Below are 14734 nucleotides of genomic sequence, written 5' to 3'. Positions count from 1 at the left end.
CTGGCGTGGAATGGAAAGGCGGGGGGAGGGCGCGGGGGAGGATCAGTTGATCGAGACGCGTTCGGCGTCGCCGAACAGGTCGCTGCCGGAGACGACGACCTTGTCTCCGGGCCGCAGGCCGCCGAGCACTTCGATACTGCTCAGGCTGCTGACACCCAGCTGCACGGGACGGCGCACGGCGGAGCTGCCGTCCATGACGTAGGCGTACCGGCCACCACCCTGCTCGAGGAACGGGCCGCGTTCGACCATCAGCACGTTGCGGCGCGTGTCCATCAGGATGCGTGCGGACAGGCGCTGGTTCTGGCGCAGGCCGGGCGGCTGCTTGTCGGAGAAGCGCAGGCGGGTGACGACTTCGCCGCCCACCACTTCCGGCGACACCGCGGAGATCTCGCCGGCGTACGGCTGGCCGGCGCTGGTCAGCGTGGCCGGCATGCCGATGGCGAGGTCGCGCGCGAAGCTCTCCGGCACCTTGATCTCGACTTCGAACACCGACAGGTCGACCACGCTCAGCACCGGCGCGTTGATCGCCACGTTCGAACGCTGCACCGCCTGCACCTGGCCGACCTGGCCATCGAACGGTGCGCGCAGCGTCAGCGCGTCGACCTGGCGCTGCACTTCCGCGACCACCGCACGCTGGCGGTCGGCGAGCAGTTGCTTGTTGCGTGCGTCCAGACCGGCGCCCTGGCCCTGCAGGCCGGCATCCTTCTGCGCGTGGGACAGCGCAATCTCGCTCTTGCGCAGGTTGTCCTGCGCTTCCAGCACGTCGACCTGCGGCACGGCGCCGCCGTCGTAGCCACGCTGGTAGCGCTGCAACGTGCGCTCGGCCGCCTGCCGTTCGATACCGGCCTGATCCAGCGCCTTCTGCGCGTTGGCGCGGGTGACGCTGGCGTCCAGCATCGCGCGGCTCGCCTCGGCCTCCAGGCCGGCGAGCGTGGTCTGTTCCTGCGCCAGCTTGCTGCGCAGTTCAGGGCTGTCGATTTCCGCCAGTGGCTGGCCCTTGGTGACCTTGTCGCCGGCCACGACTTTCAGGGTCACCACGCCGCCCGCGATGGCGTACAGGGTGGGGCTGTTGGCGGCGATGACGCGGCCGTCCGCGGCGATGTCGCGGACCAGGTCACCGCGGGTGACCTCGGCGATGCGCAGCCGGGCGCCGTCCACGGAGGTCGTGCCCGCCAGCCAGCCGCGCGCGGCGAACACGATGCCGGCCAGCAGCAGGGCGCCGCCGGCGGCGGGCCAGATCCAGCGGCGCCAGGCCGGACGGGTCTGCGAGGAGCTGAGCACTCGGTCTTGCGCGGAGGTGTCCCGAATCATCGGTGGCATGCGTTCTTGAGAATGACCTGCTTGTCTCAGCAGGATGCGTGCCAAACGCAAGCGATTGATTCAAAAGGGGGTTGTCCGATACGGATGACTGTCCGGGTGTCCGCGGACACCCAGCGGACAGGGCCTGTCCAGTACCGGACACGTAGAATGTCCGTTCGTTTCATTCAGAGGGAAGACACAGGCCTATGTGCGGAATTGTGGGTGCGATTGCCGATCGCGACGTGGTGCCGGTACTGATCGAGGGACTGAAGCGGCTGGAATACCGGGGCTACGATTCCGCGGGCATCGCGGTGGTCGACCAGCAGGACGTGCGCCGCGTGCGCCGGACCGGCCGCGTGGCCGAGATGGAGGGCGCTGCCGCGGCCGAGGGCTTCAACGCCAGCCTGGGCATCGGGCATACGCGCTGGGCGACCCATGGCGGCGTCACCGAAGCCAACGCCCATCCGCACATCAGCCACGGTGTGGCGCTGGTGCACAACGGCATCATCGAGAACCACGAGGAGCAGCGCGAGAAACTGCGCGCGCTCGGCTACGTGTTCGAGTCGCAGACCGACACGGAAGTGATCGCCCACCTGATGCATCACCATCTGAAGGGCGGTGACGATCTGCTGGCTGCGCTGCAGCGCACGGTGAAGGAACTGACCGGCGCGTACGCACTGGCCGTGGTCAGCCGCAAGGAGCCGGACCGCATGGTCTGCGCGCGCATGGGCTGTCCGCTGCTGATCGGCCTGGGCGAGGGCGAGAACTTCATCGCCTCCGACGTGTCCGCGATCATCCAGGCCACGCGCCGCGTGATCTTCCTGGAAGAAGGCGACACTGCCGAGGTCACGCGCGCCGGTGTCACCGTGTACGACGGCCAGAACCAGCTCGCGCAGCGCGACGTGCATGTGTCGGACGTGTCGCTGGCTTCACTGGAACTGGGCCCGTACCGCCACTTCATGCAGAAGGAAATCCACGAGCAGCCGCGCGCGATCGCCGACACCATCGAGGCGGTGATCGATAGCGGCTTCTCGCCGGCGTTGTTCGGCGCCAACGCGGAAGCGGCGCTCAAGGACATCGAGGGCGTGCAGATCCTCGCCTGCGGCACCAGCTACTACGCCGGTATGACGGCACGCTACTGGATGGAGGCGATCTCCGGCCTGCCGTGCAATGTCGAAATCGCCAGCGAGTACCGCTACCGCGCCGCGTACGCCAATCCCAAGCACCTGATCGTCACCATTTCGCAGTCCGGCGAAACGCTGGACACGATGGAGGCGCTGAAATACGCCAAGTCATTGGGCCACCAGCACACGCTGTCGATCTGCAACGTGCCGGAAAGCGCGATTCCGCGCGCCAGCGAACTGGTCTGCTACACGCGCGCCGGTGCCGAGATCGGCGTGGCATCGACCAAGGCCTTCACCACCCAGCTGGCCGCGCTGTTCCAGCTGACTGTCGTGCTGGGCAAGCTGCGCGGCAAGGTCACGCCCGAGCAGGAAGCCGATTACCTGGATCAACTGCGCCATCTGCCGGGCAGCGTGCAGCACGCACTGAACCTGGAGCCGCAGATCGCGGCGTGGGCGGAGCGTTTCGCACCCAAGTCGGACGCGCTGTTCCTCGGCCGTGGCCTGCACTACCCGATCGCGCTGGAAGGCGCGCTCAAGCTGAAGGAAATCTCCTACATCCACGCCGAGGCCTACCCGGCCGGCGAACTGAAGCACGGTCCGCTGGCGCTGGTCGATGCCGACATGCCGGTGGTGGTGATCGCACCCAACGACGTGCTGCTGGAGAAGGTGAAATCCAACATGCAGGAAGTGCGCGCGCGCGGCGGCGAGCTGTTCGTGTTCACCGACCAGGACAGCCACTTCAGCGAGTCGGAAGGCGTGCACGTCATCCGCACACCGCGCCACGTCGGCGTGCTCAGTCCCATCGTGCACACCATCCCCGTGCAGCTGCTGGCGTACCACACCGCGCTGGCACGCGGCACCGACGTGGACAAGCCGCGCAACCTCGCCAAGTCGGTGACGGTGGAGTAAGTCGCTCTCCGATGCGGCAAACGCAACGGGCCGCCCTTGGGCGGCCCGTTCGCTTTGCGTCGGAAGCGTCGGCGATCAGGCGGTCGCGTTACCGGTGGTCGGCAACGACAGCCGCTTCTCGAGGTCTTCGCGCATGTCGACCAGTTCGGTGGACAGCTGCTTGCGCTTGGCCATGCCTTCGCGGTGGATCTCGCGGACTTCCTCGACCGTGCGGATCAGCGTCTCGTTGACGGTGCGCAGCGTTTCGATGTCGATCACCGAGCGCTGGTTCGCGCGCGCGGTGCCGACGGCGGTCGAATGCACCAGCTCGGCATTCTTCCGCATCAGTTCGTTGCTGGCGTCGTCGATGGCGTTGGCCAGTTCGACGGCGTTGCGCTGGTCGGCCAGCGACAGCTGGATGGCGAACTGGTTACGCCACATGGGGATGGTGATGTCGCGCACCGCGCTGAACTTCTCGATCAGCTGGATCGCGTTGGCCTGGATCAGCCGGATCATCGGCAGCGTCTGGTCGGCCGCATGCTGCAGCACCTGCAGGTCGGACACGCGCTTGTCGATCAGGCGCAGCGCGGTATCGAGCGCGGCGCGGCGGGTACGCGATTCGGGATCTTCCTGGCCGGACAGTGAGGCCAGGTCCGCCTCCAGCTCGGTGATGCGGATGCGGCCGGCGGCCACGTGCACGCCCAGCTCGCGACGCTCGTCGAGCACGATGTCGTGCATCTGGTCGTACTCGCGCACGCGCTGCTGCTGGATCTGCTGGGTCTTGCCGACGTCGCCCATCAACTGGTCGATCTGGCGATTGGTCGAACTGTAGCGCTGCACCAGGTCGTCCTTGGTCGCGCGCATCTTGTCGATCAACGGGCCCAGGATCGGCAGCTTGGAGCGGCCATGGAAGGATTCGAGGTTCAGCGAACGCGCAATGCGGACCACCTCGCCCAGCTTGTCGCCGCTGCTGTCGAGATCGGCGTTGCGCACCTTGTCCAGCAGCTGCGTGCTGAAGGCGCTGGTCTTGGTGGTGGCCTCGCGCCCGTAGGTGTGCAGGTTGCCGGGCGCGATGTCCTGCAGCGCCTTCGCCGCTTCCTGGATACGCGGGATGTCGGCGTTCTCCAGCCCCAGATCGGTCAGCAGCTGCGGCGACAGCGCCGCGGGGACCAGCGTCTGTTCGGGATTCGTCGTCGTCATGGGGCCTCCTGGGATGGGGTGCGCTGCCCGGCGGGCGCCGGTGCGGGCAGGTGTTCGATGTGGGCTTCCAGCTCATCAATCGTCCGCATGGCGGAGGATAGCTGCATTCCGTGCCCGGCACCGGCCACGACGCCCTGCTGCTGGTCCAGCAGCACGGACAGCCGGGGCAGTTGCTGGGCGTGGCGTTCGGCGATGGCGAGCGCATTGGCGGCGACCAGGTCCAGCTGGCTGGCGGTGATTTCGTAAGCGCTGCGCAGCGTGACGAGGTGGGCGAGCCGCGATGTGCCTGCGGGCGTGCCGCCTTCCGCCGACGCCTGCTGGCGGGCGAGTCCGTCGATGTCCTGTTGCAGGCGCGCGCAGGCATCGCGCAGACGTTGCGCATGATCGGCGAGCGTCGCGTGCTGATGGCGCAGCCGCGTCGCTTCGAAGCCGGCCTGCCGCAACAGGATGCCGCTGCGTTCGCGCAGCGCACGCGCCTCCGCGGCGAGCCTGATGTCGCGTCCTATCAGCCGACCCCAGAACCCGACGCTGCGACGGAGCGCGCGCGGATCGGCGGAGAGCAATACCGTGCGCAGGTCGCGCAGCGTCGCCTGCAGGTCGCTGGCACTGGCCTGCGTCAACGCACCGATGGCGGCGGCGTGATCGGCCCGTCCGGGAACGTCGTCGTCCGTCGCGATCGGTAGATTCACCGCGGCAGGTCTCCGGTGCCTTCATCGGGTGCCGACGGAGACACATCCAGCGTCGGTGTCGGACGTTCTTCCTTGAACGCGAGGCTGGCGATCACCTGGTCGAACTCCGCCTCGCGCGACGATCTCGGTTTCGCCTTGCGCGTGCCTGACGACACGGGTGTCGCAGCATTGCTGCGTATCGCCTGCGCCAAGGCGACCAGGGCCGCGTTGAGCTGATCCTGCCGCGCCATCGTCTGCTTCAGGGCGTCGAGCACCGGCGCGGTGTCGATCGCGGGTGCCTGAGCGGCGGGTGCGGCGACGGGGGCCGGCTCCGGCAAGCGCAGCGATTGCAGCGCCGCCAGCAGCGCCTCCCAAGGGGCGGGCGGCGCTGTTTCGACGGGGGCGGGTTCGCCCAGTCGCTGCAGGCCGACGGCGATGTCCGCCAGCTGCGCGACGACGCGGCCGCCGACATCGGCATCCTCGGCGCCCATCGCCTTGTTGCGCAGGAAGTCGGCCTTGATCTGGTTCCAGCGTGCCTGTTCTTCGCCGGTCAGCGTGCCGCGCAGCTCGCCCAGTTTCAGCAGGTTCTCTTCCGCGCCGGTGGTCAGCAGCTGCGCCTCGCCGAGGTAGTGGTCGGAGATCAGCTGCTGCAGCTCGGTGGCATTCATGACCGGCGAGATCTTTTCCGCCAGCTTGTTCATGTTGCGGTAGCTGCCCTGCAGGCGGAACGGTGGCTCCACCCGATACTTGTCGGCCTGCGCGGCGCTGGCGATGTACTGCTGGTTGACGCGATAGACCACGTCGCGCACGGTCAGCAGCCGCTGCAGCACCGCGACGATCTCGCCGATTTCCGCACCGCTATAGGCGTGCGACAGCTGGTTGGTGCTGACGTCCTTGCCGCGTGCCTTGTCGACCAGCAGGTAGAGGTCGGCCATGTCGCGGGTCGCGAGCGGGGCGAGCACCGGATTGGAGGTCAGGCAGTTCTCCACGTAGCTGAGCAGGAACGCATCCTCCATGCCGCCCAGCACATCGCCCAGGTTGTAGATGTCGGCGCGGTTGGCGAGCATGTCCGGAATCTTGAACACCTCGCCGGACTCCGTGTACGGATTGCCCGCCATCACCACCGCGAACTTGCGCCCGCGCATGTCGTAGGTCTTGGTCTTGCCACGCCAGACGCCCTCGATGCGGCGCGTGCCATCGCACAGCGAGATGAACTTCTGCAGGAACTCCGGATGCGTGTGCTGGATGTCGTCCAGGTACAGCATCACGTTGTTGCCCATCTCCAGCGCCAGGTTGAGCTTCTCCAGCTCCTGCCGCGACGTCGCGTCCGGCGCCTGCGCCGGATCCAGCGAGCGCACTTCGTGGCCGAGCGCCGGGCCGTTGACCTTCATGAAGACCAGGCCCAGCCGGTGGCCGACGTATTCCATCAGCGTGGTCTTGCCGTAGCCGGGCGGCGAAATCATCATCAGCAGGCCCATCAGGTCGCTGCGCTTGTTCTCGCCGACGGTGCCCATCTGCTTGGCGAGGTTGTCGCCGATGACGGGCAGGTAGACGTCGTTGATCAGCTTGTTGCGCACGAACGAGCTCAGCGGGCGCGCCTTGAACTCCGACAGGCGCATCGCCGCGCGCTCCCGCTGCGCGACTTCGCCACGCAGCGCCTGATAGCGCTGCCACGCTGGCACGAAATGATCGCGATGCGTGGCGAAGCGTGCCGGCAGGTCGTCCACCGCCAGCGACAGCCGACCGTCGCGGATGCGCGCATGCTCGCCGAGCAGGCCATCGACGTTCACCATCAGCGTGACGTGTTCGACCACGTGCGTCAGTTGTGCGCCATGACGGAACAGGGCGATCGCTTCCGGGACGTACGCCGCCAGGTGCGCCTGATCGGGCAATGCGGTCAGTGCGTCGAGCGCCTGCCGCAGCAACGACCAGGCCGCGGCAGGTCGTGCGTCCAGGCGGTGCAATGCGCTGCCCAGTACGCTGCCACCGGCTTCGTCGGCCAGGCGTGCGCGGAACGCAGCCACCAGCGATTCGGCGTAATGGGTGAAACGGAACGTGGGCGTCGCAGCGGTGACGGTGTCCGTCAGGAAGGCGGCCGCGGCCGATGCGTCCGTGGTGGGGAAGGGCAATGCATCGCGCTGTACCCATTCGACCATGGCGGTCGCCAGCTCGTCGCGCAGCGTCGGCACGGCGCGGCCCGCCGGCGACATCGTATCGATGGCGCGTGCCGCGCGTATGCGATCGGTCGTGTCCTGGGGAGTGGCATCGCCACGGCACCACCAAGCCACCGCCAGCGCGCGCGCGGCGGGGGCGTACTGCAGCGTGCCCGCCGCCTGGCTCAGTGGCAGGTAGCTGCGCAGGATCGCGGCGGCATCGTGGTCGTGGATGCCTTTCTCGTAGCCTTCGCGGTAGCGTGGCGCGGCGTAGTCGCGAACGATCCGGTCCAGCGCTTCCGGGTCGGCCAACGCATGACCCAGTTGCTCCGCGCCGAGTCCGCCTTCGCCGGCCAGCGCATCCTGCAGCAGGCGGCAGGCGAGGTACTCGCCGCGGTACAGCGTCGGCGACTCGGACTCCAGGGTGACGTCCCAGTACGCGCGCAGCGCATCCAGTGCCGGTTCCTGCAGTGGCTCCAGGTAGTCGGTGCCGGTCAGGTGCACGGCCAGCGTGTCGCCGCGCGGGATCAGCGTCAGGTCCAGCGGCTGCGTGTTGACGCTGAAGCGGTGGCGCGGCCCCAGCCGGATGACGTTGCCGGCGTCCTCGAACAGGTCGCTGCGGTCGCGCAGGCCGCGTACGGCCTGGTCGCGTGCGCCCTTGATGCGCGCCTCGATGTCGTCCGCCTTCACCGAGTCCTTCAGGTCGCGCAGGCGACCGGCCAGCTCGCGCAGCTTGAGGATCAGCGCATCGCCGGCGAAGAAGGCGTTGAGTTCGTCCGGCGACGTGAAGCGCTCGGTGCGCCGGCCGAGGCCTTCAAGGATCCGGTTGGCCGCTTCCTGCACCGACTGCGCCTTGCGCTGGCGTTCGTCCAGCAGCGCCTGCTTGTGCGCCTCGAAGGCTTCCAGCATCTCCTCGCGCTTGGACAGGATGTCGCCGAGGAACTGCTCGTGTTCGCCGAACTGGCTCTCCAGTTCCTCCAGCTGCACCATCAGGCGCGACAGTTGTTCGTCGGCGCGCTCTGGGGTGGTCGCCATCGCCAGCGCATTGCTGACCGCCTGACCGAACAGGGTGAACTGCGCGCCGAACTGCGCCACGGCCTCGGCCGAACCGAGTTCGCGGCGGCGCTGGGTCGCGCGGGCGCGGCTCTGGTTGAGCTTCGCGTAGATCGCCGATAGCGCATCGACCACACGGGTGCGCTGGGTGGCGTCGTCCACCCTCAGTGTCGCCATCAACTCGGACAGCATGTCGAGTTCGCCGGCCATGCCCTGCATGGCCTCGATCGCCTCGGCCAGCTCGCGTGCGCTGGCGGCCTTCTGGGCGCGCGCATCGAGTTCGCCCAGCCGCTGCTGGAACGGCGCCAGTGCTTTCTCGTCGGCGAGGAACTGGCCGGTCGCGGTGCCGACGCGTTCGTGCGCCTCCTGCAGCGCCGCCGTCATCGCGTCGATGGCGGTGGTGTCGATATAACGGTAGTCGCGGATGGTCAGCAGGTGGCCGCGCAGGCGCGAGACGGCGCCCAGCGCCTCGACGAACTCGCCGATGCCGTTCCAGCCCTCCGGCTGCAGGCGGCCGAGCAGGGCGCGATGGTCGCGCTGCGCCTGCGCCATCGATGTCTCGGACTGGCGCCGGATCTCCTGCACCTTCTCGTATTCGTCCAGCACCGACTCACCGGTACCGGCGATCTCGTGCAGCAGCGTGGCCAGGCCATCGCACTGCGTGTCGTCGATCCAGTGGTGCAGGTCGAACAGGCGGCGCGTGCCGTGCGTCAGCAACTGGTAGCGCTGCGCGGAGACATCGTCGCGCTCGATCTCGCGGGCGAGGTCGAACAGGTTCGACACCGCGCGCACCAGTTCGGTATTACCGAGCTTCGCCATGAACGAAGTGCCGGCGGGACGCGTCGCCGCGAACTCGTCCGAGCTGAAGGGCGTCTGCCACACCTGCATCGGGTGGACGCGGGTAGGGTCGTCGTTCTCGGCGCGGAACAGCACCATGCGGCCGTCGTGCAGGCGCGCGTAGCCGTGCGCGAGCACCGGCGGCTGCAGGCGGCGCTGCACCAAGTTGTAGACCAGCAGCGCGGCCTGGCCGGTCTCGCGCTCATAGAACACGTACATGACGTCTTCGCCGTTCGGCGAGCGGATCGTGCGCTTGTACTGCATGTCCTGCACGGCGGCATCGAAGGCCTTGTGCTCGCCGTTCTGCAGGTAGTAGCCGCCGGGGAAGATGATGCCGTGGTCTTCCGGCAGCTGGATGCAGGCCTGCACGATGGCATCCAGGCGCGTCACCTTGCCGGTCTGGGTGTTGTAGACCAGCCCGCGCCAGGCGCTCTCGCGGTACGGCAGCACCTTCAGCAGGATCAGCGAGCCGACACGCGCGAACTCGATCTGCGCATCGTCCAGCGACTGCGTGCGGTCTTCGACCGGTTCGCTGTAGACGCCGGCGCCGGTCTCGGTGTTGTTCTCCACCTTCAGCGTCAGGTCGCCGCCGATGGTCTCGACGAACAGGGTGTCGAGGATGTTCAGGTGTGGATGACGACCGCTGACTTCCATGTCCTTGGTGGCACGCGTCCATTCGAAGTCGAACGGCGGCGGCAGCACGATGTCGCGCTCGCCGCGTGCATCGAGGTAGTTCACCTCGCCCTCGGAGGTCAGCGTCCAGCGGAACACGCGCACGTCGGTGTTCTTCAGGCCGATCTGGAAGGCCATCAGCAGGCGGCCGTCGCGGACGATCAGCTGCAGCAGGCGTGCGTCCTTGTAGTAGCTGTACAGCTCGCCGAAGTCGCGCTGGAACGCACCATCGGCGAGGAAGCTGGCGGCGATGTCGACCGGCGCCACGTCGTAGCCTTCGCCGGCTTCGACCAGGCGATAGATGCCGAACACGTCGGCGACCGACGTGGTCGCCTTCAGTCCCATGTAGACGTTGAAGCCGAACAGCAGCAGGTCACCGACCTGCACGATGTCGCGGCCCACCGAGTTGTGCTCGGTGCGAATGCGCAGGCGGCCGATGGCTTCCATCCGGCTGTCGCCGAATTCCTGCAGGCGGCGCGCGTTGAGCGCGTCCACGACGGTACGCAGGCGCGCGCCCTGCTCGTCGAGACGGCGGCGCAGCACGTCGTAGGCGCCGCCCTGGGCGACGGCCTGGTCGACCTGCGTATCGGTGGAGGGGACTTCGGTGTTCGGCGTATCGGACATCGGACCTCATCCTCGCCCGTCCTGGGCGGTCGATGCGGAAATCGGGGCCGACGGCACGCGCCGCCGGCCCGGCTCAGGCGCGCGGGGTCAGGCGTCGGTCGCTTCGGCCTGGCGGCCGGCGACCGGCAGGCCGGAGCCCGCCAGACGACCCAGCAACTGCGCCGCGATGGGGCTTTCGCCCACGATGCCTTCCAGCGCCTTGCCCAGCGACACGCCCTTGGTCAGCGCGTTGAACACGCCACCGTCGCCACCGATGAGTTCGATGTTGGCGTTCTTCAGTGCGCTCGCCAGTACCTCGGTGTTCTCGCGCGAGATCGCCTTGCCCGCATCGATCGACGCCAGCAGCTGGCGCAACTGGGTCTCCAGCAGCATGCGGAACTCTTCGTGGCTGCGCGCATCCGGGCTCATCTTGCCCATCGCGTCGAACTTCGAGGTCAGGCCCTCGGCTTCGGCGGACATCTTCTTGGCGATGTTGCTGGCTTCGGCATCGCCCATCGCCTGGGTGGCGCTGGCGTTGGCGTGGCCCAGCTTCTGCGCGCCGTCGGCCTCGGCGCTCAGGCGCTCGGTCAGCACGCGCGCGTCGGCGTTGCCCTGCTTGTAGGTCGCGTCCGCCTTGGCTTCCAGCACGCGGGCTTCGGCCAGGCCGGTCTTCTCCATCGCCACGGCATTGGCTTCCTGCACCTGCGCCTCGGCCAGGCCGTGGGCGGCGCTTTCGGCGCGCACGCCATCGGCCATCACGCGCTTGGCTTCGGCCTGCTTGCCGGCGGCCTGCAGTTCGGCGTCGGCCAGCACGGTCAGTTCGACCGCACGGTGACGGGCGGCCTGCTCGGCGGCTTCGGCCGCCTTGACGTCCTTGACCAGCGTTTCCTGCGCGGCCGCTTCGGCGGCCAGCACGGTCACCTGCTTGGCGCGGTCGGCCTCGGCGACTTCGCGCGTTTCCTTGATCTTCTCTTCCGCCACGGCGACGGTCTGCTCGATCTGGGTGCGCTCGCGCACCACGTTAGCTACTTCCATGCGGCCCTGTTCGACCACCTTGTCGCGGTCGACCTGCTGCATCTGGACTTCCTTGTCGGTGTTGACGCGCTCCAGCTGTTCGGCACGGGCGACGCGCTCGAGTTCGATGGCGACGGCGCGGCGACGGTTCTGCTCGGCGACTTCGACCTGGCGCAGCTGTTCCTGCTCGCGGATCTTGATCTGCTCCTCGGTCTCCAGGCGCGCGCGCTCGGACACCTGGCGCTGCTCCTCGATCACCTTGGCGGTCTCGGCGGCTTCGCGGGCGCGCACGGTCTCGACCTCGCGCTGCTGGCGCGCTTCAGCCTCCGCCTGCTGGCGTTCGAGCGCGAGCAGGGCTTCGCGGGCTTCGGTGTTCTTCTTGGTGATCGCCAGCTTCTCGTTCTGCTCGAGCTCGTTGGTCTGCACGTTCTGGCGCGCGGTCAGCTCGGTGATCTTGCGGATGCCTTCGGCGTCCAGGATGTTGCTCGGGTCGAGCAGGTGCTTGGGCGTCTGCTCCAGGTAGTCGATGGCGACGTCTTCCAGCACGTAACCGTTGAGGTCCTGGCCGATGACGGCGACGATCTCGTCACGGAACTCCTGGCGCTTGTCGAACAGTTCGGTGAAGTCGAACTTCTTGCCGACCGTCTTCAGCGCCTCGGAGAACTTGGCGTTGAACAGCTCGTCCACGGCATGCTTGTCGGACGCGCGGTCGGCGCCGATCGCCTTGGCCACGCGCAGGACGTCGGCCGGCGTCTCGTTGACGCGCAGGTAGAACGCCACCGCGATGTCGGCACGCATGTTGTCCTTGCAGACCAGGCCTTCCTTGCCGCGGCGGTCCACCTGCAGGGTGATCAGGCTGATCTTCATCAGCTCGGCCTTGTACAGCACCGGGATGATCAGCGCGCCGGTGAAGTGCACCTTGGGATGCGAACTCATGTCGTTGACGATGAGAGCCGTGCCCTGTTCGACCTTCTTGTAGAAGGCCTTGAAAATGCCGATCAGGCCGAATCCCAGCACCAGCAGGACAGCGAGTCCGATGACGAAGGGGAGGATCGTGGCGGTAGTCATTGCAGAACTCCTTGTAGACGGCGCGGGTGCTTACTGCTGGTGGAAGGCGGTTTCGGACATTACGCGGTAGGTGTTGTCGGCTTCGACGTGTTCGATCAGCACGACGCGGTCCCCGCGAGAAAAGCGCTCGCCGGACAGCGTGCGGACCTGCAGGATCAGGCCGGCGCCGCCGTCGTCGAAGTGGGCGCGTCCGCCGTCGGCGTCCGCGTACGGCGAGATCACCGCGCCGGCACGCCCGAGGACGGAAGGCGGGGCAGGCGGGCGCAGGCGTGCGATCAGCGCGGCGACCGGGCGCAGCAGCAGTGACGTCACCAGCGCGCCGGGCAGCAATGCCGCCACCAGCGTGCCGGCGCCGGCGATCCAGCGCAGGCTGTCCGGGACGTGCTGCAGCACGAACAGGTGCACGAAGTAGGTGATCAGCCAGCCGAAGAAGGACAGCACGGTGAGCACCAGCATCATCGGCACGCCGGACAGGCCCAGCTTGGCCAGCATGCCGGCGACCACGCTCGGCTCGGCGGTATCGCCGTCGGTGGTCAGCCAGCCGTCGACGGCATCGATGTCGACGATGCCGGTGGAGGCCAGCAGCCAGTACACGGTGCAGAACGCGAGCAGCACGCTGTACACCAGCGTGGGAAAGGTCAGGGCAGTGTTCAGGAACTCGGTCATCGTGGCTCCCCCCGGTTAGCGCTTGCGCGCGGACGACGTGATGCGCTTGCGGGCACGGTCCAGCACGGCCTGTGCGGGATCGGCGTCTGTCTTCTGGTGCTTGCCCTGGCTCGTGGCGCCGCATCCCTGTGCAGGCGCGCGGCGGCGCTTCATGCGCGCAGCGGACGCGAATGCGGGCTCGGGATACAGCGCATCGCCCGGCTGGCGGCGTGCGACGGTCGCCTGCGCACGCTGCAGGCTGTTGGAGGCGCGGAGGATGTCCAGCTGGTGTTTCAGGCGGCGAAGACGGCCTTCGAGCTGCTCGACCACGTGCGCGAACTGGCGCTCATGGACGGTCAGATCCTGTCCTTCCTCCGCGCGCTGGTTGCGTTCGGTCTGCTGGCGGACCACGTCGTCCGCGGCCGCGCGCGCCTGCGTGGCACGCCCCTGCCGCAGCGCGGCCTCCACCTTGGCCTCGGTTTCGCCGATGCGTGCCGTCAGCGCAGCCTGGTGCTGCTCGTTCGCGACGCGGCGTGCCTTCGCCGCCGCATGCTCGCCGCGGGCACCGTGCAACGCATCGTCGATGGTGCGGATCTCCTCGTCCAGCAGCCGCTCGGCGCGGTCGCCCATCACGGCGCCGGCCAGGCCTTCCATGCCTTCCTGGATGCGCTTGAACAGGGTCTTCAGCGTGTCGGGCATCAGGCCCTCCTCCGCGTCGTCGTCCGCAGGAACGGGCGGTAGGCCTCGGTGGCGTTGATGACGTTCTCGGCCAGCGTCTCGATCTCGAACATGACGTTGGCCAGGCTGGAGTGCGTGTCGAGCGCGCCGAACATGGTGTAGCCGGCGACGCCGCCGATGCGCTGCATGCCGATGGTCGAAAGCGGCAGCAGCACGTGCGTGCTGAGCACGTGCGCGTTGAATGCGGCCGCGTCGGTCACGTCCTCGACCGGCCACAGGTAGGCCTCGACCAGGATCTGCTCACCGCCCACGGCGAGGAACACCGACAGATCGCCGTACTCGTGCATCACCAGATGCAGGCTGGGTTCGGCGCCCTCGATGGTTTCCAGGCTGATCAGGCCATCGCGCACGGTGCTGGCCTGCTGCAGCGCATGCCGGATCGCAGCGACGGTCCAGCCGGCCTCGGTGGACTGCGTCGGCAGGTAGGGGATGCCGGACTCGCGGGTCGCCTCGCGCATCGATTTTTCGATGGAGGCCAGCTCCTCGGCGTACTCCGGTCGGATCCAGACGTCCTTCTTGACCAGCCCCTGCTCGCGCATGCGCTCGCGGTAGTTGCGGACATGCAACGTGGAGGCCTTGATCGCGGGACGGGAGGCTGTCATGAAATTGAACTTATTGCTTACATGTAATGCTGTCAAGCGGCGGCGCGGGACCGCCCGGGCCGGATGACTGGCCGATGACGCCTGTCGCGCAGGTGTAACAAGCCGCAGGGACAATGGCGCCAGCAACGAGGTCCCTCTCTCCTCCCACGTTGCGGCGAAGCCCGGTCGAT

Annotated in this window: 9 protein-coding genes; 1 reads left to right on the top strand and 8 read right to left on the bottom strand. The window is 67.9% G+C overall.

Going from position 1 to position 14734, the window contains the following annotated elements; all coding sequences use genetic code 11:
• Positions 1-42 precede the first annotated feature (42 nt).
• Positions 43-1311 (bottom strand): efflux RND transporter periplasmic adaptor subunit, encoded by a 1269-nt coding sequence (locus ACSQ1W_RS16875; RefSeq protein ID WP_436044855.1) that lies wholly within the window; start codon positions 1309-1311, stop codon positions 43-45.
• 194 nt (positions 1312-1505) lie between these two features.
• Between ACSQ1W_RS16875 and glmS the strand changes: the two genes are divergently transcribed.
• On the top strand, positions 1506-3332 hold the full coding sequence (gene glmS / locus ACSQ1W_RS16870) for a glutamine--fructose-6-phosphate transaminase (isomerizing) (protein WP_436044854.1): 1827 nt from the start codon (positions 1506-1508) through the stop codon (positions 3330-3332).
• A gap of 75 nt (positions 3333-3407) precedes the next feature.
• Here glmS and ACSQ1W_RS16865 read toward each other — a convergent pair whose 3' ends face one another.
• The 7 genes from ACSQ1W_RS16865 to ACSQ1W_RS16835 form a co-directional block, all read right to left on the bottom strand.
• Positions 3408-4511, bottom strand: a complete 1104-nt coding sequence (locus ACSQ1W_RS16865; RefSeq protein WP_436044853.1) for a toxic anion resistance protein — start codon at positions 4509-4511, stop codon at positions 3408-3410.
• Entirely contained in the window at positions 4508-5200 is a 693-nt protein-coding gene (locus ACSQ1W_RS16860) for a hypothetical protein (RefSeq protein ID WP_436044852.1), read from the bottom strand. Before ACSQ1W_RS16860 ends, ACSQ1W_RS16865 begins: the two co-directional genes overlap by 4 nt.
• Positions 5197-10518, bottom strand: coding sequence for a DNA repair ATPase (locus ACSQ1W_RS16855; protein ID WP_436044851.1), 5322 nt, complete (start codon positions 10516-10518; stop codon positions 5197-5199). The genes ACSQ1W_RS16860 and ACSQ1W_RS16855 overlap by 4 nt, the downstream gene beginning before the upstream one ends.
• Positions 10519-10605: 87 nt before the next feature.
• Positions 10606-12579, bottom strand: coding sequence for a hypothetical protein (locus tag ACSQ1W_RS16850; RefSeq protein ID WP_436044850.1), 1974 nt, complete (start codon positions 12577-12579; stop codon positions 10606-10608).
• 30 nt (positions 12580-12609) lie between these two features.
• Positions 12610-13245, bottom strand: a complete 636-nt coding sequence (locus tag ACSQ1W_RS16845; RefSeq protein WP_436044849.1) for a hypothetical protein — start codon at positions 13243-13245, stop codon at positions 12610-12612.
• Between the two features lie 15 nt (positions 13246-13260).
• Positions 13261-13923, bottom strand: a complete 663-nt coding sequence (locus ACSQ1W_RS16840) for a PspA/IM30 family protein (RefSeq protein WP_436044848.1) — start codon at positions 13921-13923, stop codon at positions 13261-13263.
• Entirely contained in the window at positions 13923-14564 is a 642-nt protein-coding gene (locus ACSQ1W_RS16835) for a DUF2170 family protein (protein ID WP_192273715.1), read from the bottom strand. Before ACSQ1W_RS16835 ends, ACSQ1W_RS16840 begins: the two co-directional genes overlap by 1 nt.
• Between the last annotated feature and the right edge of the window lie 170 nt (positions 14565-14734).

Source organism: Pseudoxanthomonas sp. LjRoot143, from assembly GCF_964252945.1.
In the GTDB taxonomy this organism is placed as follows: Bacteria; Pseudomonadota; Gammaproteobacteria; order Xanthomonadales; family Xanthomonadaceae; genus Pseudoxanthomonas_A.
The sequence above is the reverse complement of the archived record's forward strand: the minus strand, read 5'-3'. Positions and strand labels throughout refer to the sequence as shown.